At 63.1% G+C, this 19,682-nt stretch carries 16 protein-coding genes; 9 read left to right on the forward strand and 7 right to left on the reverse strand.

Annotated features, from left to right (window positions below):
• Positions 1-23: 23 nt before the first annotated feature.
• The 4 genes from ACMCNM_RS15495 to araD1 all read right to left on the reverse strand — a co-directional run bounded on the left by ACMCNM_RS15495 (position 24) and on the right by araD1 (position 5,609).
• Complete coding sequence (locus ACMCNM_RS15495) at positions 24-1,604, reverse strand: aldehyde dehydrogenase (NADP(+)) (RefSeq protein ID WP_412764825.1); 1,581 nt, start codon at positions 1,602-1,604, stop codon at positions 24-26.
• Positions 1,605-1,648: 44 nt separating this feature from the next.
• Positions 1,649-3,202: a UxaA family hydrolase gene (locus tag ACMCNM_RS15500; protein ID WP_027593213.1), complete on the reverse strand. Its 1,554-nt coding sequence runs from the start codon at positions 3,200-3,202 to the stop codon at positions 1,649-1,651.
• A 27-nt stretch (positions 3,203-3,229) separates the two neighbouring features.
• Positions 3,230-4,546 (reverse strand): MFS transporter, encoded by a 1,317-nt coding sequence (locus tag ACMCNM_RS15505; RefSeq protein WP_172960359.1) that lies wholly within the window; start codon positions 4,544-4,546, stop codon positions 3,230-3,232.
• 64 nt (positions 4,547-4,610) lie between these two features.
• A complete protein-coding gene (gene araD1, locus ACMCNM_RS15510) occupies positions 4,611-5,609 on the reverse strand; it encodes an AraD1 family protein (RefSeq protein ID WP_339548104.1) in 999 nt (332 codons plus the stop codon).
• Positions 5,610-5,716: 107 nt separating this feature from the next.
• Between araD1 and ACMCNM_RS15515 the strand changes: the two genes are divergently transcribed.
• Complete coding sequence (locus ACMCNM_RS15515) at positions 5,717-6,634, forward strand: LysR family transcriptional regulator (protein WP_099429358.1); 918 nt, start codon at positions 5,717-5,719, stop codon at positions 6,632-6,634.
• A 53-nt stretch (positions 6,635-6,687) separates the two neighbouring features.
• Here the strand turns inward: ACMCNM_RS15515 and ACMCNM_RS15520 are convergent, their stop codons facing one another.
• A complete protein-coding gene (locus ACMCNM_RS15520) occupies positions 6,688-7,518 on the reverse strand; it encodes an NAD-dependent epimerase/dehydratase family protein (RefSeq protein WP_412764826.1) in 831 nt (276 codons plus the stop codon).
• Positions 7,519-7,602: 84 nt separating this feature from the next.
• Positions 7,603-8,328, reverse strand: coding sequence for an oligogalacturonate-specific porin KdgM family protein (locus ACMCNM_RS15525; RefSeq protein WP_027593218.1), 726 nt, complete (start codon positions 8,326-8,328; stop codon positions 7,603-7,605).
• A 360-nt stretch (positions 8,329-8,688) separates the two neighbouring features.
• Between ACMCNM_RS15525 and ACMCNM_RS15530 the strand changes: the two genes are divergently transcribed.
• From ACMCNM_RS15530 to ACMCNM_RS15565, 8 genes are all read left to right on the forward strand, one after another.
• Positions 8,689-9,843, forward strand: a complete 1,155-nt coding sequence (locus ACMCNM_RS15530) for a mandelate racemase family protein (RefSeq protein WP_085272840.1) — start codon at positions 8,689-8,691, stop codon at positions 9,841-9,843.
• Between the two features lie 69 nt (positions 9,844-9,912).
• Positions 9,913-11,523: an ABC transporter substrate-binding protein gene (locus tag ACMCNM_RS15535; RefSeq protein WP_027593220.1), complete on the forward strand. Its 1,611-nt coding sequence runs from the start codon at positions 9,913-9,915 to the stop codon at positions 11,521-11,523.
• Positions 11,524-11,589: 66 nt separating this feature from the next.
• Positions 11,590-12,627, forward strand: coding sequence for an ABC transporter permease (locus ACMCNM_RS15540; protein ID WP_027593221.1), 1,038 nt, complete (start codon positions 11,590-11,592; stop codon positions 12,625-12,627).
• Between the two features lie 54 nt (positions 12,628-12,681).
• Positions 12,682-14,292: an ABC transporter substrate-binding protein gene (locus ACMCNM_RS15545; protein ID WP_412764827.1), complete on the forward strand. Its 1,611-nt coding sequence runs from the start codon at positions 12,682-12,684 to the stop codon at positions 14,290-14,292.
• Between the two features lie 62 nt (positions 14,293-14,354).
• Positions 14,355-15,272, forward strand: a complete 918-nt coding sequence (locus ACMCNM_RS15550) for an ABC transporter permease (RefSeq protein WP_033694009.1) — start codon at positions 14,355-14,357, stop codon at positions 15,270-15,272.
• Between the two features lie 11 nt (positions 15,273-15,283).
• Complete coding sequence (locus tag ACMCNM_RS15555) at positions 15,284-16,123, forward strand: ABC transporter ATP-binding protein (protein ID WP_099429354.1); 840 nt, start codon at positions 15,284-15,286, stop codon at positions 16,121-16,123.
• Positions 16,124-16,133: 10 nt separating this feature from the next.
• The gene (locus tag ACMCNM_RS15560; RefSeq protein WP_099454125.1) at positions 16,134-16,910 is read left to right on the forward strand and encodes an ABC transporter ATP-binding protein; all 777 of its coding nucleotides are present in this window, start codon (positions 16,134-16,136) and stop codon (positions 16,908-16,910) included.
• Between the two features lie 148 nt (positions 16,911-17,058).
• Complete coding sequence (locus tag ACMCNM_RS15565; RefSeq protein WP_412764828.1) at positions 17,059-18,870, forward strand: glycosyl hydrolase family 28 protein; 1,812 nt, start codon at positions 17,059-17,061, stop codon at positions 18,868-18,870.
• Here ACMCNM_RS15565 and ACMCNM_RS15570 read toward each other — a convergent pair.
• On the reverse strand, positions 18,858-19,601 hold the full coding sequence (locus ACMCNM_RS15570) for a FadR/GntR family transcriptional regulator (RefSeq protein ID WP_027593227.1): 744 nt from the start codon (positions 19,599-19,601) through the stop codon (positions 18,858-18,860). The genes ACMCNM_RS15565 and ACMCNM_RS15570 overlap by 13 nt on opposite strands.
• Between the last annotated feature and the right edge of the window lie 81 nt (positions 19,602-19,682).

A 19,682-nucleotide genomic window follows, 5' to 3' on the forward strand; every position in this document is an offset into this window, starting at 1 on the left:
GCTCGACGGGGGTAGAAGGGCCTTTAGCAGCTTGAACGGCTGCCCTCACCATCGACCAGGCGCCAAATACCCAGCGGATTGGCGTTCTGCAACGCAGGGGGCAGCATCGCATCAGGGTAGTTCTGGAAGCACACGGGCCGCAGGAAGCGATCGATCGCCAGCGACCCCACCGAGGTGCCGCGGGCGTCCGAGGTGGCAGGGTATGGGCCGCCGTGGACCATCGCATCGCACACTTCGACGCCAGTGGGGTAGCCGTTGAACAACACGCGGCCGACCTTGTCCTGGAGCAATTCACTCAACCAGCTGAAGCCTGTCAGTTCTGCTGCTTCGCCAATGACCGTGGCGGTCAGTTGCCCGCGTAGGGCTTGCACGGCGGCGCTGAGTTGCGCCTGATCTTCAACTTCAATGACCAGAGTCGCGGGCCCGAACACTTCTTCCTGCAGCAGCGGGTCGCCGTTCAGCAGCAGGCTGACATCGGCCTTGAACAGTTGCGGCTGCGCCTGCCGCTCGCCTTGCTCGGCGCCGGCCAGGTGGGTGATGCCGGGGTGCGCGTGCAAGTGTTGTAGGCCCTGGCGGTAGCTGGCCAGGGTGCCGGCGTTGAGCATGGTCTGGGCGCCTTGCGCAGCCATTTGTGCTTGCAGGTGCTCGATAAAATGGCTGAATGCAGCAGAGCGCATCCCCAGCACTAAGCCTGGGTTGGTGCAGAACTGGCCACAGCCCAGGGTCACGGACGCGGCGAGCTCGCGGGCCAGTGCAGCGCCTCGCTGAGCCAGCGCTTCAGGCAGCAGGATCACCGGGTTGATGCTGGACATCTCGGCAAACACTGGGATCGGTTGCGCCCGCTCCGCAGCCATGCGCATCAGCGCGTTACCGCCCTTGAGCGAGCCGGTGAAACCGACGGCCTGGATGGCCGGGTGCTTGACCAGCCACTCGCCGACGCCCGCACCGTAGACCATGTTGAAGACGCCCGCCGGCATGCCACTGCGCGTCGCGGCGCGCAAGATGGCATCCGCTACACCTTCAGCGGTGGCCATGTGGCCGCTGTGCGCCTTGAACACCACCGGGCAGCCGGCGGCCAGGGCCGATGCGGTATCGCCGCCTGCGGTGGAGAACGCCAGCGGGAAGTTGCTGGCCCCGAACACGGCAACCGGGCCGACCCCGATTCGGTACTGGCGTATATCCGGGCGCGGCAGCGGCTGGCGCTGCGCCAGTGCGCGGTCGATGCGGGCGCCGTAAAAATCACCCCGGCGCAGCACCGTGGCGAACAGGCGCATCTGGCCGCTGGTGCGGGCACGTTCCCCCTGGATTCGGCCGGCTGGCAGGGCCGTTTCACGGCATACCGTGGCGATGAAGGCGTCACCCAGTGCATCGAGTTCGTCGGCAATCGCCTCCAGAAACACTGCGCGTTGCTCGGCCGGCAGGTTGCGGTAGGCCGGGAAGGCCGTGGCAGCAGCCTTTGCGGCCGCATCCACTTCGGCTTCGGTGGCTTGGCTGAATGCGCCGGGCAGCGCTTCGCCAGTGCTGGCATCCAGGCTCTTGAGCAGCGTATTGCCTTGCGCCGAGCGCTGGCCGCCGATGTAGTTGTGACCAAGGATCTGGGTCATGAGGGCTCCGATAATCGTTAAGGCATGTACATCAAGGCAAGCAGTCAGGTAATGGCGCCGATCTGCCACGGCACGAACTCGTTCTGCCCGTAGCCATGCTGTTCGCTCTTGCTGCGCTCCCCCGAGGCGATGCGCAGCATCATCTGGTAGATGTGCTCGCCGCGCTCTTCGATGGTCATGCTGCCGTCGGCAATGCCGCCGCAGTTGACGTCCATGTCGTCTTCCTGGGTTTCCCACAGCCGCGTGTTGGTCGCCAGCTTGATGGACGGCGAGGGCGCACAGCCGTAGGCGGAACCGCGGCCGGTGGTGAAAGCGATCAAGTTGGCACCCCCGGCGACTTGGCCAGTGGCTGAGATCGGGTCATAACCGGGGGTGTCCATGAACACCAGGCCATGGGCGCGCACCGGCTCTGCGTACTCGTACACATCCACCAGGTCACTGGAGCCGGCCTTGGCGACCGCACCCAGTGATTTTTCCAGGATGGTGGTCAAGCCACCGGCCTTGTTGCCGGCCGAAGGGTTGTTGTTCAGCTCGGCGCCCATGCGCTGGCAATAGGCTTCCCACCACTGGATGCGGGCGATCAGCTTTTCACCGACCTGCTGGCTTACGGCGCGGCGCGTCAGCAGGTGCTCGGCACCGTAGATTTCGGGGGTTTCCGACAGGATCGCAGTACCGCCTGCGGCTACCAGCCGGTCCACGGCATTGCCCAGCGCAGGGTTGGCGGTGATGCCCGAGTAGCCGTCCGACCCCCCGCATTGAAGGCCCACGGTGAGGTGGCGCACGCTGACTGGCTGGCGCTCGACCTGGTTGGCCTCGGCGAGCAACGCCTTGACCTGGGCAATGCCGCTGGCGATGGTCTTGCTGGTGCCACCAGTGCCCTGGATGGTGAAGGTGCGCAGGGTGTGGCTGCTTTGCAACCCTTGGGCGGCGAGCAGCTCAGGGATCTGGTTGGTTTCGCAACCCAGGCCAATCAGCAGCACCGAGGCGAAGTTGGCATGCACGGCATAGCCGCCCAAGGTCCGGCGCAGCATGGCCAAGGCCTCGCCAGAGGGGTCGACGGCGCAACCGACGCCATGGGTCAGGGCCACCACGCCGTCGACGTTCGGGTACGGCGCCAACGCTTCGGGGTGAATGTCACGGCGAAAATGGTCGGCGATTGCCCGGGCCACGGTGGCCGAGCAGTTCACCGAAGTGAGGATGCCGACATAGTTGCGCGTGGCGACCCGGCCATCGGCCCGGACGATACCCCTGAAGGTGTCGTCGTTGGGCGCCTGCGCGCCACGGGCATCGACGCCAAAGGCGTAGTCACGGGCAAAGTCACCCATTGCCAGGTTATGCACGTGCACATGCTCGCCTGCGGTGATGGCCTGGCTGGCGAAGCCGATGATCTGCCCGTAGCGGCGCAGCGGCTGGCCGGCCGCAATGTCGCGCGCCGCCACCTTGTGCCCGGCAGGGATTGGCTGGCGAACGGTGATGCCTTCGTCCAGCAGCAACCCTTCGGGCAGGGCCTGGCGGGCGATGAGCACGTCGTCGAGCGGGTTGAGACGGATCACGGCGTGGGCAGCGCGTTCACTGCCTGTTGTTGTAATGAGTTGCATGACAGTTACCTCAATAGGGCGCGTGGCTCAGGCCAGCCCGCGCTCGCGATAGTCGATCAGGCCAGAGAACAGCATCAGGCCGAAGGCCATGACCACGAAGAAGATCAGGGCCAAGAAGTACGAACCGGTGAACTGCACGATCAGGCCGATCAAGATCGGTACCAGCACGCCGACCATGTTGCCGCAGAAGTTCATGCTGCCGCCCAGAACGCCGGCTTTGGATTTACCGCCGAGAATGGCCGGCAGGCACCAGTACATGCCGCACCAGCGGATGAAGAACAGCGCCACGCACAGCAGGGCGATCACCCGTGCAGCATCGGGGGTGTAGGCCACCAGCAGGATGCACAGCGCGGCGACGGCAGCGGAGCCTGCGAACATGCTACGCATGACCGTGTTCGGCTGGCCGCCATTGGCTTTCCACTTGTCCGAGATCCAGCCGCCCACCAGCTCGCCGACAAAACCGCACATGAAGATCAGGAAGGTCGCGCCACCCATGGCCTTGATGTCCAGGTTGTGGGCTTGGTGCAGGTAGCTTGGCATCCAGGTCAGCAGGCCATAGAACACGCTGTTGTAGCAGGCGTAGCCGGCGAACATGCACAGCACCGAGCGGCTTTTCAGCAGCTCTTTGAGTACCGCCTTGCGGTTGCCGTTGGCCTGGGTCGCGGCGTCGTTGGCTTGGGTGATGTAGGCCAGCTCGGCGGCGTTGACCTGCGGGTGTTCGCTGGGGTGGTTGCGGATGTACCACCAGGCCCAGATGCCTGCCGCCACAGTGCCGACACCGGCGATGATGAAGGCGATGCGCCAGGAGTCGAACCAGGTGATCAGCCCGGCGATGATGATCGCGCCAAACGCTGTGCCCAGCGGCGCGCCGCCGTCGACCAGGGTGGCGCCGCGGCCACGTTCGTTGGGGGTCAACCAAGCACCGTTGAGTTTGGCGCCCGCCGGCATGATCGGCGACTCGGCCACGCCCAGGCCAATGCGGGTGACCAGCAGGGTAATCCAGTTGTGGGCAAAGCCGCCCAGCGCCTGGAAGGCGCCCCAGCCGATGGTGGCGACACCAATGATGTTGCGCACCTGGAAGCGGTCGAGCAGCACACCGGCCGGGATCTGCATCAGGGCATAGGACCAGAAGAACGCGCTGAGGATCAACCCTTCAAGTGCTGGGGTGAGTTCGAACTCGGCAGAAATCAAGGGCAGGGCCACCGACAGCGACGCCCGGTCGATGTAGTTGATCGCTGCCAGCAACAGCAGGATCAGGAAGATCCGCCAGCGCACGGTGGTCGGCTTGGCGGTGTCTGTGCTGGCCGTGGCGGCTGTGGCCGCCGGGTAAGGGGTGTGTTTCATGCTCATCTCACTGTTGTGATTGTTATGAAATGCCGCGGCGGCGCGGCCCTGCGCCGCCGTCGGTTCAGAGCGTCTTCACCTCGCCAGGTGAGATGGCCGAAGGCGTCCCGGCAATGCCATTGCACAGGGGGGCGCCGAAATCAGGCAGGCTGATCTCGAACACATCGCCCTCGGCGGGCTTGATCTGGTCGGCGAACGACAAGGTCGCCGTGCCGAAGAAGTGCACGTGCACATCGCCTGGGCGCAGGAACTGGGCGTACTTGAAGTGGTGATACTCCAGGTTGTCCAGCGAGTGGCACATGTTGTCCTCACCGCTGAGGAAGGCCTTTTCCCAGATCACCTGGTTGCCGCGACGAATCCGGCTGATGCCATCGAGGTGGCGGGGCAGCTCACCGACCCGCAATTCAGGGCCAAAGGCGCAACTGCGCAATTTGGAGTGAGCCAGGTACAGGTAGTTGCGCCGTTCCATCACATGGTCGGAAAACTCGTTGCCGATGGCAAAACCGAGGCGGTAGGGCTGGCCATCATCGCCGATCACATACAGGCCGGCCAGCTCGGGTTCTTCACCGGCATCTTCAGCAAAGGCCGGGCGCTGCAAGGCCTGGCCAGGGCGGACCACAATGGAGCCGTCGCCCTTGTAGAACCACTCCGGTTGTACGCCCGCGGTGCCCGGTGCAGGGCGGCCGCCTTCGATGCCCCACTGGAAGATCCGCGCGGTGTCGGTCAACGCCGCCGCATCGTCGATTTTTTGCTGGTGCATCTTGTCGCGGGTGGCAGCACTGCCCAGGTGGGTCAGGCCGGTGCCGCTGATCAGGCAATGGGCTGGGTCTTCGTGGTCCAGCGGGGGCAGTACGCGGCAGTCGCTCAGGGCCTGGCTGTAACTGTGTTGCGTGCTGTCCAGGCCGCGTTCGAGCACTTCTGCGGCCAGGCTGGTGTGGTTGCGGATCGCGGCCAAGGCCAGCTCACGCATGGAGTGGGTATCACGCACGACCTGGATCAGGTCGCCTTCGACCACGCCGACGTGGCGTTGGCCGGGTGCGGTTTCAAATTGGATCAGGCGCATGCGGGTTCCTGTGTTGTTCTTGTTGAAGATGCAGGTCACTTTAATTTTCCCCGCTGTTGCTGCCTAATGAGACCTGCTGACCCCGTGATAACTTTAAGTGATCCCCTATGCTGCCACCCCTGAGTTCCATGGCCTCGCGCCTTCGCCTGCGCCAGTTGCGGTTATTGATCAGCCTGGATGAGCTGGGCTCGATTCATAAAGCGGCCGAGGCCATGTCGATCACCCAACCGGGGGCGACAAAAGCCCTCAACGAGATTGAATCGACCCTGGGCGCGGTGCTGTTCGAGCGCACCAGCAAGGGCCTCGAGGCCAATGACCTGGGCCGTTGCGTGCTGCGCTACGCGCGCCTGATCAGTAACGACCTGGCACACCTGCGTGAAGAGATGCTGGGTATTCTGCAGGGCCATGGCGGGCGTTTGTCGGTCGGCACGATCATGGGGGCGGTGCCGATATTGGTGGAGGGGTTGGCGCGCTTGCGTGAAAGCCAGCCAGACCTGTCGGTGTCGGTAGTTGAGGACACCAGCGACCGCCTGCTCAACCTGCTCGACCAGGGCCGCCTGGACGTGGTGATCTGCCGGACCAGTGTCAGCCCGCGGCCCGCCGCCTACGACAGCGTGCCGAAACACCAGGAGCAATTGGTGCTGGTGGCCAACCCTGCACACGCCCTGGCCGGCAGCGAGACCTTGAACCTTGCGCAGTTGGCCAGTTCACGCTGGGTGGTATTCCCAGTCAACATGCCCATGCGCTTGACGTTGGAGCGCGAATTCCGCGAAGCGGGCCTGAGCTTTCCGCAATACCCGATTGAAACGTCCTCGACCTTCACCACGTTGTCGATGCTGCTGCAGGACCCGGGCTTGCTCGCTGTGATGCCGTGGGATGTGGCCAAGGTCGCACTGGACCATGGCATGCTGGTGCGCCTGCCGCTGCAGCTGAAGTCGCGCAGCGAGCCGTACGAAGTGGTCACGCGCAAGGGCGTGGAGTTGAGCCGGCCTGCGCAGATGCTGGTGAGCATTCTGATGGCATGAGCCCGCTGCACCGCTCGGGTGCAAGGGGCTTTAAAGGGTGGCAGAGCGCGGGGTCAGTCGCCGAATGGGCCGGCGACGGTGAAGGCGCCACCTTGCAGGTGCGCGCAGGCATCGTCAGTGGCAGGTTTTGGCTGTTGCTCGAGTTTTTCGCGAAAGCGCTCCGAGCTGTCCTGCGGATTGAAGCCCAGGTGCGCCGCGTAGCGGTTGTCCCACCACAGCTCGCGGTTGGCCGACACGCCATACACCACGGTGTGGCCAACGTTTTCAGCGAGCAAGGCCCGTTCTACCAGGTGCGAAAGGTCTGCATAGCTCAGCCAGGTCGAGAGCATGCGCATGTTGCGCGGTTCTGGGAATGACGAGCCGATGCGCAGGCTCACGGTCTCGATGCCGTAACGGTGGAAATAGAAGGTGGCGAGGTCTTCGCCATACGATTTCGACAACCCGTAATAGCAGTCTGGGCGACGCACAGACTGCGCATCCACCTGCTCGTCTTGCGGATAAAACCCGGTGACGTGGTTGGAACTGGCGAACACCACCCGTGGGATCCCGTGCTTACGTGCCGCTTCATAGATATGAAACGTGCCGCGGATATTGGCGTCGAGAATCTCTTCGAACGCACGCTCCGTGGAAATCCCACCCAAGTGGACGATGGCATCCACGCCTTGGGCAAGCGCCAGTACACCGGCCTTGTCCGCAAGGTTGCAACTGATCACTTCTTCATGTGCGCCCGCTGCGGGCGCCATCGCACTGATATCGGAAGCCCGTACGACGTTGGCGTGCGCCTGCAGGGCTTCGCGCAGGATCTGCCCGAGCCCGCCGGCGGCGCCGGTCAGCAGCAGGCGGTTGAACGGTTTGCCCTGGGTGGGCGAGGAGGGTGTGGTCATGGCGAGCGCCTTGGCGTGAGGGGTGGTTGGGGGGTAGTTGGGCGACAACGCCGGGCCACCTGGCAGGCACCCGGCAGCGCGGCATTACATGAAGTTGTACTGGATGCCCAGGCGCCAGCGGGCCTGGCGGTCGTCGGTGTAGGCGTTGACCTTGATGTCACCCACTTCCATGAACGGCGCCCACTGCTTGTTGAGCTTGTACTTGACGATCAGGTTTTGCTCGTAGTCGCTCTTCTTGTTGTCGTAGCGGATGTAGTCGGTGTCGAAATAAATGTACTGGTACTCGAAGGCCCACGGCCCTTTCGGGGTGTAGCCGAGCCAGCCTTCGAGCCGAGTGGTGTTCTGGTTGTCCTTGGCGCGGTCTGCCTTGGAGTGGTCGATCTGGTCGCGGTCGAGGTTGCGCGCGTCGTGCCGCACACGGGTGGCGACGTACCAGGTGTCGCTGATCTTGTAGTTGTACTTCAAGCCGAACTTGTAGGTGGTGGCGTCCTTGGAGCTGTCCATCTGGAACGCGGGGGTGAGGGTCGACTTGGGACTCAGCTTGTAGTTGTAGTCCACGGTGAACTCATGGCCGTTGTTGACCATGTTGTCGTACGCCACGTCCTCGCGGTCGCCGGCGGTCTTGTACTTGATCTCGGCGGCGAAGCCCAGGCCAGTGTCCATCCGGTAGTTCAGCTTGATCCGGTCGGAATGGATGCTGTCGTCTTCGGTGTAGCCGTGGCGGTAGTTGATGCTGGCCGAGTCTGCGCAGGCATAAAACGACAGGCCGAGTGTACTGACAGCAATGAGATTGCGGAGTGTGGTGTTCATTCGATCTTCTTTTCTTGTTTTTGTTGAGGTCGTTTTGAAGCGGGTGGTCACGATCGGATGCGGTAAGGGGCAGGGCGCCGCGATCAGATGCGGCAAAGTTATCGTACAACATTTCGGTTGTCTACGATTTCTTCAGTGGTTGTCGGATGACCTTTCGGCTCGCCTTTGAAATGCCTGATATAGAGGCTTTAGTGCAACCATAGGAATGCGATCGGTATCCCAAAAGAGGTAAAAAATCAGAAGGCAAAGCCATTTTTTAAAGTTTTTAAGGGGTGCTTTTCAAAAGTTGTATGATGACGTAGGATGACCTCCAGAGCGTGACTCACCCGCCACAAATCCAATAAGAAGGCTCAGACGTCCATGATCATCACTGCTGTAAACGTCCAGGTTTTTTCCTACCCCACGCGCCGCGCTGTCGACAGCGCCGGCCATGCCCACCCCGGTGACGTAACCCAGGCCAAGATGGCGCTGCTGCGCATCACCACCGAATGCGGTAACGAAGGCTATGCACTGGGTGCCCCTGAACTGATCCGCCCCTACGTGCTCGATGGTTTCGTGCGCAAAGTGCTGGTCGGCGCAAACGCCTTCGACCGCGAGAAGATCTGGCACGACCTCGCCCACTGGCAGCGCGGCAGTGCCAGCCAGTTGACCGATCGCGCCCTGGCGTTGGTCGAGCAGGCCTTGTGGGACTGGGCCGGGCGCAAGCTCAATGTGCCGGTGCACAAGTTGATTGGTGGCTACCGCGACAAAGTGCCTGCGTATGGCTCTACCATGTGTGGCGATGAGCTTGAAGGTGGCCTGTCGACCCCTGAGGAATACGGGCGCTTTGCCGAAACCCTGGTCAAGCGCGGCTATAAAGCGATCAAGCTGCACACCTGGATGCCGCCTGTGTCGTTCGCGCCCAGCGTGAGCATGGATATCAAGGCCTGCGCCGCGGTGCGCGAGGCAGTCGGCCCGGACATCGCCCTGATGATCGACGGCTACCACTGGTACAGCCGCACCGACGCCCTGACCATCGGCCGTGCCCTGGAAAAGCTCGACTTCGCCTGGTTCGAAGAGCCGATGATGGAAGACTCCGCCGAATCCTATGCCTGGCTGTCCAGCCAGTTGGACATCCCGGTACTGGGCCCGGAAAGCCTGGGTGGCAAGCACCTGAGCCGGGCCAGTTGGGTCAAGAACGATGTGTGTGACATCCTGCGTGCCGGGGTTGCCGGGGTCGGTGGCATCGCCCCATGCCTGAAGGTGGCGCACATGGCCGAGTCATTTGGCATGGATTGCGAGATCCACGGCAACGGCGCAGCCAACCTGGCCGTGGTCGGGGCGATTAAGAACTGCACCTGGTACGAGCGCGGCCTGCTGCACCCGTTCCTCGACTACGACGAAGTACCGGCCTACCTCAAGCGCCTGGTCGACCCGATGGACAAGGACGGCTTCGTGCACCTGTCGGACCTGCCGGGCCTGGGTGAAGAGATCGATTTCGACTACGTCGAGACCCACACGCTGCAACGCTTCTGATTCGTGCATGGCGGCACGCGCCCTCGCGTGCCGCCCGAGAGTCCAATAACTATAAAAAGGCAATCTCACATGAGCGTTCTCCCCACATTCTGGGCAGGGGTCCTTGCTGCATCGCTGGCAATGACCTCGGTACCTGCTGCTTTCGCCAAGACGCCGGCCGACCAGTTGATCGTCGGCATGAGCATGATCAACCTGTTGTCCCTCGACCCAGCCGGTGCCACCGGGCTGGACGTTTCCGAGGTCAACGCCAACCTGTACGACATGCTGCTGGTGCAGGATGCGCAGCAACCGGACCAGCTGGTGCCGGCGCTGGCGCAAAGCTGGCAGGTCAGCGATGACCGCAAGACCCTCACCTTCAAGTTGCGCGAAGGCGTGAAGTTCCAGTCCGGCAACGCGTTCAGTGCCGAGGACGTCGCCTGGTCGCTGCAGCGTATCCTCAAACTCAACTTGGCCCTGGCCTCGACATGGAAGGCCTACGGCTTCACGGCGGGCAACGTCGCCCAGTACATGCGCGCCAGCGATGAACACACCTTTGTCCTCGAGCTGCCGCGGCCGACCGACCCGCTGTTGGTGCTGAATACCCTGGCGACCTCGCCCAGCGCGTTCATCCTCGACCGCAAGGTCGTCCAGCAACACCAGAAGGGCGACGACATGGGCGCCGCCTGGCTGACCACCCATGCCGCTGGCAGCGGCCCGTTCATTCTTAATGACTGGCGTGCCAACGACGTGATCCTGATGAGCCGTTTCGACGGCTATTGGGGTGGCCCGGCCAAGCTCAAGCGCATCGTCATGCGCAACATGACCGAATCGCAGTCGCTGCGGCTGATGGTGGAGCGCGGCGACCTGGACCTGGCCAAGGGCATGTCCGCCCCGGACATCGAAGCGCTGGAGAAGTCCGACAAGGTGCGCACCGAGACCGTGCAGCGCGGCACGCTCTACTACGTGGCGCTGAGCGTCAAACAAAAACCCTACGACGACGCCCGCGTGCGCAAGGCCGTGCGTTCGCTGATCGACTACCAGGGTATCAACCAGACCGTCATGCCGCATTACGGCCAGCTCAATCAGCGCCCGCTGCCGCTGGGCCTGCCGGCACGCCTGGACGACCCCGGCTATAGCCTGAACGTGGCCGAAGCGAAAAAATTGCTGGCAGAGGCCGGTTACCCCAATGGTTTCAAGACCACCATCCGCGTGCTCACCGAACCCCCGTTCATCAACATTGCCTCCAGCCTGCAGGCCACCCTGGCCCAGGCCGGCATCCAGGCCACCATCGTCACCGGCACCGGCAACCAGATCTACGGCGCCATGCGCGAACGCAGTTTCGACATCCTGGTAGGCCGCGGCGGCGGCGGTGCCGAGCGGCACCCGCATTCCAGCTTGCGCACCCTGGTGTACAACCCGGACAACCGTGATGAAGCCAAGCTGAGCAACTTCCAGGGCTGGCGCACGTCGTTCTACAGCCCTGAGTTGAACACCCTCATCGAACAGGCCGAAGTCGAACCGGACAAGGCGCGCCAGTTGGCCCAGTACCAGCAGATCCAGACGTCCCTGGACGCCCAAGTGGGCGCGATTCTGCCGGTGTCGCAGATGACCGACACCGTGGTGCTGTACCACGACGTGCAGAACTATCAGGCCCACAGCGCGGCCACCACCCGTTACAAAGACGTCTACAAGTCGCGATGAGCGGGACGGGGGCGCCCGCGCCCCTTACGCCTCGGTGTTTGCTGAACGCTTTTTCAGGAGCCTGTTATGTTGCTTTCGACTGCCTCTGTGCTGGGCACGCGCGTGTCTGCCACTGCCCGACGGGCCAGCACGGTCCTGGTGACCTTGCTCGGCCTGTTGGCGCTGACATTCTTCATTGGTCGGGTGATGCCGCTGGACCCGGTGCTGGCCGTGGTCGGGCCGGACGCCGACAGCTCCACCTATGACCAGGTCTACCAGGCGATGGGCCTGGACAAGCCGATCTGGACCCAGTTCGGGCTGTACCTCAACGATTTGCTGCACGGTGATTTCGGCAATGCGCTGCTCACCGGCCACCCGGTGCTGGAGGACATCAAGCGGGTGTTCCCGGCGACCATCGAGCTGGCCACGCTGGCGATCCTGTTCGGCATCCTCATCGGCCTGCCGCTGGGTGTGGTTGCCGCCAGCAACCAGGGCAAGCTGGGCGACCATGTGGCCCGGGTGATCACGTTGTTCGGTTACTCCACGCCGATTTTCTGGGTGGGCATGATGGGCCTGCTGGTGTTCTACGCCTGGCTCGGCTGGGCGGGCGGGGCAGGGCGTATCGACCTCGCCTACGACGGCATGGTCCCGGACGTGACCGGCCTGCTGCTGATCGACACCGCCCTGGCGCGTGACTGGGAGGCGTTCAGCAGTGCCTTGCGCCACATCATCTTGCCGGGGCTGATCCTGGGCTTGAACTCGGTGGCCTATATCAGCCGCATGACGCGCAGCTTCATGCTCGAGCAGTTGTCGCAGGAATACATCATCACGGCGCGGGTCAAGGGCCTGTCGCGTCGCCAGGTGGTCTGGGGCCATGCGTTTCGCAACATCCTCGTGCAACTGCTGACCGTGGTGGCGCTGGCCTACGGCTCGCTGCTCGAAGGCGCGGTGCTGATCGAGACGGTGTTCGCCTGGCCGGGCTTTGGCCAATACCTCACCAGCAGCCTGATGCTCGGTGACATGAACGCGGTGATGGGCTGCGTGCTGGTGATCGGCCTGATCTTCGTCGCCCTCAACCTGATCAGCGATGCCCTGTACAAGGTGTTCGACCCAAGGACCCGCTAAGCCCCCAGGGGCTGCGTGAACACATTGCATAACTATAAAAAGAAGGACGCCCACATGAAGACTGCACTTCCCCCGCTGCACATGAGCCTGCTGGGTGCAATCCTGGCCCTGGCGCCGATGGCCGTCGTGCAGGCCAAGACCCCTGCCGACCAGTTGATCGTCGGCATGAGCATGGTCAACCTGTTTTCCATCGACCCGGCCAATGCGCCGGGCCTGGATGCCTCCGGGGTCAACGCCAACCTGTACGACACCTTGGTCAAGCGCGACCAGGGCAACCCGGAAAAACACCTGCCACAGCTGGCCGAGCGCTGGGACATCAGCGAAGACGGCAAGCAGATCACCTTCCATTTGCGCAACGACGTCAAATTCCATTCCGGCAACCCGCTGACCGCCGAGGACGTGGCCTGGTCGCTGTACCGGGTGATGAAGCTCAACTTCGGTCTGGCCACCACCTGGAAGGCCTACGGCTACAACGTCGACAACATCCAGGCACTGATTCGCGCCACCGATGCGCAGACCCTGGTGGTCGACTTGCCACAACCGACCGACCCGCTGCTGCTGATCGACTCGCTGGCGACCTCGCCCAGTGCGGTCATCGTCGACCGCCTAGAAGTGCTGAAGCACGAGAAAAACGGCGACCTCGGCGCCGCCTGGCTGGTCACCCATGAAGCGGGGAGCGGCCCGTTCACACTGGCCAAGTGGAGTGCCAACGATGCGTTGGTGATGAACCGTTTCGACGGCTACTGGGCTGGCCCGGCGAAAATGAAGCGGGTACTGGTGCGGCACATGACCGAGTCGCAATCGCTGCGCCTGATGCTCGAACGCGGCGACCTGGACCTCGCCTACGGCATGGCCGCACCGGATATCAAAGCCGTCGAGCGCTCTGACCAGTTGCAGGTGCAGCCCCTGCAGCGCGGCACCATGTACTACGTGGCGATGAGCATGAAGCAGCCCGAGTTCGCCAACCCGAAGGTGCGCGAAGCCGTACGTTACCTGATCGACTACAAAGGCATCGACGAACAGGTCATGCCGCATTACGGCATGCTCAACCAGCAGCCGATGCAACTGGGCCTGGACGCGCGCCTGCCAGACCCTGGCTACCGGCTCGACGTGGCCAAAGCCAAGGCGTTGCTGAGCGAAGCCGGCTACCCGCAAGGCTTCAGTACCACGCTGCGGACGCTGTCTGAACCGCCCTTCATCGACATTGCCGCGCGCATGCAATCGACCCTGGCCGAAGGCGGCATCAAGGCCAGCATCGTCACCGGCACCGGCAACCAGGTGTACGGCGCCATGCGTGCGCGCAACTTTGAAATGATCGTGGCCCGTGGGGCCGAGCGCTATCCGCACCCGTACTTCAGCCTACGCACCTTCGTCTACAACCCCGACAACAGCGATGCCGCCGGGCTGCCCAACTTCCAGGGCTGGCGCGCGTCGTTCTTCGACCAACAGCTGAATGCGCTGATCGACCAGGCTGGGGTCGAGCGTGACGCCGGCAAGCGCCTGAACCTGTACCACCAGGCACAGCAGCGTTACGACCAACAGGTCGGCCCGATCATGATGATCTCGCAGATGACCGACACCGCCGTCAGTGCAGTGGACGTCAAGGGCTTCACCGGCGATGACGCCGAGGCGACCCGTTACCTGGGCGTCTACAAGCAACGCTGAACACTGCCGAGGGCGTCTGCGGGCGCCCCAGGTGGCCATGATTTCACATCGAGAACATGCCGATGATTGCCAACCTGTCTTCTACCGTTTCAAGCGACAAGCCGCAGGCCGACAACACACCTGCGTCCAGTGTCGATGCGCTGTACAAAAGCAGCCTGCGGGTGCTGCGCCACCTGCTGCGCAACCCGATGACCCTGGCTGGCCTGCTGGTGGCCTTGCTGCTGGTGGTGGTCGCCGCCTTCGCGCCGTGGATCGCCACCCATGACCCGGTCGTGCAAAACCTCGCCAACGCCCTGCAGGCACCCGGTGCCGCGCACTGGTTCGGCACCGACGAGTACGGCCGCGACATCTTTAGCCGGCTGGTGTACGGCTCACGCATCACCCTGTACATCATTACCCTGGTGACCGTGATCGTCGGCCCGATCGGGTTGTTCATCGGCACGGTGTCGGGGTATTTCGGTGGCGTCGTCGACACCGTGTTCATGCGCATCACCGATATTTTCATCTCGTTCCCAAGCCTGGTGCTGGCGCTGGCGTTCATTGCTGCGCTCGGCCCTGGTCTGGAGCATGCCGTGGTCGCCATCGCGCTGACCTCATGGCCGCCGATCGCTCGCCTGGCGCGGGCCGAAACGCTGTCGCTGCGCAAGGCTGACTTTGTCGTTGCGGTCGAGCTGCAGGGCGCGTCGTCGACGCGGATCATCCTGCGCCACATCGTGCCGATGTGCCTGTCGTCGGTGATCATCCGCCTGACCATGAACATGGCCGGCATCATCCTCACCGCGGCTGCATTGGGCTTTCTTGGCCTGGGCGCGCAGGCGCCGTTGCCGGAGTGGGGCGCGATGATCTCCACCGGCCGACGCTACATGCTCGAATGCTGGTGGCTGGTGGCCGTACCGGGGGCTGCGATCATGCTGGTGAGCCTGGCGTTCAACCTGTTGGGCGATGGCCTGCGGGACATTCTCGACCCGCGTAGCGAGTAACTGGAGGCTTTATGTCGACGCTCAAACTCACTGTCGATTCGCTCAATGTGCGCTTCGTCAATGGCAAGAAAGAAATGCACGCGGTACGCGATGTGTCGTTCACCTTGGGCCGCGAGAAGCTCGCCATTGTCGGCGAGTCCGGTTCGGGCAAGTCCACCGTCGGGCGCAGCTTGCTCAAGCTGCACCCCAATAGCACGCAGATCACTGCCAAGGCCCTGCAGTTCGGCGATGTCGACTTGCTCAGTGCCAGCGAAAAGGCCATGCAGAAGATTCGCGGCCAGCGCATTTCGATGATCATGCAAGACCCCAAATACTCGCTCAACCCGGTGGTCAAGGTGGGCGATCAGATTGCCGAAGCCTACCTGGCGCACCACAAGGCCAGCCGCAGCGAGGCCCGCGAGCGGGTCTTGCTAATGCTGGAAAAGGTCCATATCCGTGACCCCAAGCGGGTCTACAACCTGTACCCGCATGAAGTCAGCGGCGGCATGGGCCAGCGCATCATGATCGCCATGATGGTCATCACCAACCCGGAGGTGATCATCGCGGATGAGCCGACCTCGGCGCTGGATGTGTCGGTACGCCAGCAGGTGCTCAATGTGCTCGAAGAGCTGGTGGTGGAACAGCAGATGGGGCTGATTTTCGTCAGCCACGACCTCAACCTGGTTCGCAATTACTGCGACCGAGTGCTGGTGATGTACGCCGGGCGGGTGGTCGAGTCGCTGGCCGCCTGCGACCTGCAATATGCCGAACACCCCTATACCCGTGGCCTGCTGGCGGCCCTGCCGAGCATGGACAACCGCCGCCCACGCCTGCCGGTCCTGCAACGCGACCCGCTGTGGCTCACCTGCTGAGGGAACTGACATGAGCATGATCCAAGCACAATCGCTGAACCTGAGTTTTGGTGTGGGCGCCGCCTGCAACCAGGTGCTGCACGATGTCGACCTGACGGTCGAAGACGGCGAGTCGTTCGGCCTGGTAGGCGAGTCGGGCTCGGGCAAGACCACGGTCTTGCGCTGCCTGGCAGGGCAGTACCGGCACTGGAGCGGGGCGCTGAGCATTGCCGGCGTCCCGCTGCAGCACAAACTGCCCAAGGAGCACTTTCGCAAGGTCCAGATGGTGTTCCAAGACCCTTACGGTTCGCTGCACCCGCGGCACACCATCGACACCGCGTTGCGCGAGCCATTGACCATTCATGGCCTGGGCGAGCGCGATGACCGCATCAACGACATCCTGGTCAAGGTCGGCTTGAACGACAGCTTCCGTTACCGCTACCCGCACCAGCTGTCAGGCGGGCAACGTCAGCGCGTGGCGATCGCCCGGGCGCTGATTCTCGAACCCCGGGTGTTGCTGCTGGACGAGCCGACGTCGGCGCTCGATGTGTCGGTGCAGGCAGAGATTCTCAACCTGCTGGCGGACCTGCGTCAGCGCGAGAAACTCACCTACCTGATGGTGACCCACGACCTGGGTGTGGTCAGCCATTTGTGCGACAAGGTCGCGGTGATGCAACAGGGGCGGATTGTCGAGCGCCTGGACAGCCAAGCCTTGAGCCAGGACCTGGCCAGCCACGACTACACCCGCATGCTGGTGCAGGCCAGCCGCGATTTCAGTGCTGAATCGCCGCGTATGGCGCTCGTCTGAAGCGACCCGGGGCTGCTGCGCAGCCCATCGCAGGCAAGCCAGCTCCCACAGGCCACCGCTGCCTGGTAGGAGCTGGCTTGCCTGCGATGGGCCGAAAAGCGGCCCCCAAGGCACAACTGTCACAGGCAAAAACAAGGAAGATAACCCCATGCCGCATGCAAACACCGCGACCACCCGATCACTGTTGACTGTCCTGGCACTCGGCTTCAGTTCACCCCTTTGGGCACTCGAAGCGCCGAGCAAAGTCCTGGTCCCGACGCTGGCCTACGACGACCAGCAGATAATCCTGGTCTGGGAGAAACCCGCCGACCTTGCCGACATCGCCGATTACCACGTCTACGCCAATGGCAAGCTGCTCGGTGGCAGCAACGCCAACAACGGGCTCGTGTCCCCGGCCAAACCCTATATCGACCGCTTCTACGAGCAGGACACGCGCAATTTCCACCACCGTATCGCCATCCACAGCTACACCGCAGTTGGCCTGGCCCCCGACACTGAATACCGCTTCACCGTGCGTTCGGTGGACCACGCCGGCAAGGAATCGGCCGACAGCCCGGTAATCGTCCAACGTACGACCGCCGTGCCGGCACTGTTCGACGTGCGCCACTATGGCGCCAAGGGCGACGGCCAGACCCTCGATACCGCCGCCATCCAGAAGGCCATCGACGCCTGTACCGTCGGCTGCAAAGTGCTGCTGCCAGCAGGTACCTACAAAAGCGGCGCGCTGTACCTCAAAAGCAACATGACCCTGGAAATCGCCGAGGGCGCGACCCTGCTCGGGTCCGAGCGCGCCGAAGACTACCCTCGCGATGGCTATATCCAGTACCCGTACTCCACCACCGTACGCCCGGCCTCGCTGATCAACGCCTTGCCGCGTGACCCGCGTGCGCACCAGGCATTCGAGAACATACGCATCGTCGGCAAGGGGGTCATTGATGGTAATGGCTGGAAGCGCAACGCCGACATCGTCGATGAACGTGGCCAACCGCTGCCGTTCTACCTGCCCAGCGACAACACTCGCTACCTGCAGGACGGCGTGCTGGCCAAGGCCCAGGTCGCTCGCGCCGTGGCCGAAGGCATGAACGTCAAGGACGCCTATGGCCAAATGCGCTCGTCGCTGGTCACCTTGCGCAACGTCAAGAACGTGTTCTACGGCGGCTTCACGGTCCTCAACCCGGCTTATCACGGCATCATGAACCTGGAGACCGAAAACGTGGTGCTGGCCAACACCACGCACAAGACCTACGACGCCAACAACGGCGATGGCATCGAGTTTGCCAACAGCCGCGGCGCATTGGTGTTCAACAACTTCTTCGACACCGGCGATGACTGCGTCAACTTCGCAGCCGGCACCGGCGCCGATGCGGTCAAGCAAAGGCCCCAGGAAGACGCGTGGATCTTCAACAACTACTTCCGCAAGGGCCACGGCATGGTCGTGGCTGGCAGCCACACGGGGGCGTGGATCCAGAACATCCTGGCCGAAGATAACGTGTCTGACGGCACCGATACCGGCTTACGCATGAAGAGCACCAATTTCATGGGCGGTGGCGCGCGTAATGTGGTGTTCCGTGATTCGGCGATGCGCAATACGGTCAAGCAGGCGTTCATCTTCACCCTCGACTACAACGACCCGAACGCCAAGCTGGACTACAAGAAGTCGACCATCGCCGGCCAGTTCCGCGATGTGCGGGTTAGCAATGTCACGGTCGAGAATGCCCAACTGGCGGCGATCGAGGTCAAGGGCGACAGCCTGCACGGCGCTTACCACCAAGGCCTGTCCTTCGAGCGCGTGCGTTTCAGCGGGCCGGCCAAGGCGAAGATCGATGGCTTGAAGGGCTCACGGTTCGACACGGTCCACTTCAGCGAAACCGACAGTGCCAACCCGTGGCAGGTCAGTGCCAGCGACGGGTTGGTCTTCGAGGATGTGCAACCGGCGCCTGAAGCGGCTCACTCGCTGTAGACAGCCTGGTGTTTCTGCGCCTCGCGCAGGCGCATGCGGCTATTGCTCAAATGCAGGAACATGGCCGCACGCGCCGCATCGACCTGCTTGCTGACGATGGCGTCGAAGATTTGCTGGTGTTCGGCGTTGATCCCCGCCAGGTAGGTGCTGCGGTTGCTCTGCCCGGTATAGGCGGAGTTCATCCGGGTGCGCGGGATCAGCTTGGTGCCCAGGTGTTTCATGATATCGATGAGGTACGGGTTGCCGGCCGCTTTGGCGATCTTCAGGTGGAACTGGAAGTCGGCATTGGTGGTACTGCCGGACTTTTCCGGGCCTTGCAGCAACGCCTGCAACGCTTGCTCCAGCTCGTCGATGGCCTGTGGCGTGGCCCGTTCGGCGGCCATGCCTGCAGCCTGGACTTCCAGGCTTAGGCGGAACTCCAGCAGGTCGAGGACGTCGGACAACAGCACAATGGTAGCGGGCCCGACGTTGAAGCCTTCGGGTGCCGGCATGTCGAGGACGAAGGTGCCGACGCCATGCTGGGTCTCGACCAGGCCTGCCGCCTGCATACGCGACAAGGCATCACGCACTACCGAGCGACTGACGCTTTCGGCGGCCATGATCTGCGTTTCGGTGGGCAGTTTGTCGCCGCGTTTGAGGGTGCCGTCACGCATGCGTTGGGCAAAGCGTTCGACCAACGATTCGGCCAGGCGGCGAGGTTTGATTCGGGCAATAGCCGTGAGGTCAGACATCATCGTGCTCTTGTGAGATCAGCGGGCATTATAGTGCGTTTTGACGTAAAACTGCGGTTACAATCGTTCATCGTCTGGTTT

The organism is Pseudomonas sp. NGC7 (assembly GCF_047159675.1).
Taxonomy (GTDB): Bacteria; Pseudomonadota; Gammaproteobacteria; order Pseudomonadales; family Pseudomonadaceae; genus Aquipseudomonas; species Aquipseudomonas kermanshahensis.

Coding starts and splice junctions, on each gene's coding strand:
- ACMCNM_RS15495 (WP_412764825.1), bottom strand. CDS start 1,604: ATGACCCAGATCCTTGGTCACAACTACATCGGCGGCCAGCGCTCGGCG.
- ACMCNM_RS15500 (WP_027593213.1), bottom strand. CDS start 3,202: ATGCAACTCATTACAACAACAGGCAGTGAACGCGCTGCCCACGCCGTG.
- ACMCNM_RS15505 (WP_172960359.1), bottom strand. CDS start 4,546: ATGAAACACACCCCTTACCCGGCGGCCACAGCCGCCACGGCCAGCACA.
- araD1 (WP_339548104.1), bottom strand. CDS start 5,609: ATGCGCCTGATCCAATTTGAAACCGCACCCGGCCAACGCCACGTCGGC.
- ACMCNM_RS15515 (WP_099429358.1), top strand. CDS start 5,717: ATGCTGCCACCCCTGAGTTCCATGGCCTCGCGCCTTCGCCTGCGCCAG.
- ACMCNM_RS15520 (WP_412764826.1), bottom strand. CDS start 7,518: ATGACCACACCCTCCTCGCCCACCCAGGGCAAACCGTTCAACCGCCTG.
- ACMCNM_RS15525 (WP_027593218.1), bottom strand. CDS start 8,328: ATGAACACCACACTCCGCAATCTCATTGCTGTCAGTACACTCGGCCTG.
- ACMCNM_RS15530 (WP_085272840.1), top strand. CDS start 8,689: ATGATCATCACTGCTGTAAACGTCCAGGTTTTTTCCTACCCCACGCGC.
- ACMCNM_RS15535 (WP_027593220.1), top strand. CDS start 9,913: ATGAGCGTTCTCCCCACATTCTGGGCAGGGGTCCTTGCTGCATCGCTG.
- ACMCNM_RS15540 (WP_027593221.1), top strand. CDS start 11,590: ATGTTGCTTTCGACTGCCTCTGTGCTGGGCACGCGCGTGTCTGCCACT.
- ACMCNM_RS15545 (WP_412764827.1), top strand. CDS start 12,682: ATGAAGACTGCACTTCCCCCGCTGCACATGAGCCTGCTGGGTGCAATC.
- ACMCNM_RS15550 (WP_033694009.1), top strand. CDS start 14,355: ATGATTGCCAACCTGTCTTCTACCGTTTCAAGCGACAAGCCGCAGGCC.
- ACMCNM_RS15555 (WP_099429354.1), top strand. CDS start 15,284: ATGTCGACGCTCAAACTCACTGTCGATTCGCTCAATGTGCGCTTCGTC.
- ACMCNM_RS15560 (WP_099454125.1), top strand. CDS start 16,134: ATGAGCATGATCCAAGCACAATCGCTGAACCTGAGTTTTGGTGTGGGC.
- ACMCNM_RS15565 (WP_412764828.1), top strand. CDS start 17,059: ATGCCGCATGCAAACACCGCGACCACCCGATCACTGTTGACTGTCCTG.
- ACMCNM_RS15570 (WP_027593227.1), bottom strand. CDS start 19,601: ATGTCTGACCTCACGGCTATTGCCCGAATCAAACCTCGCCGCCTGGCC.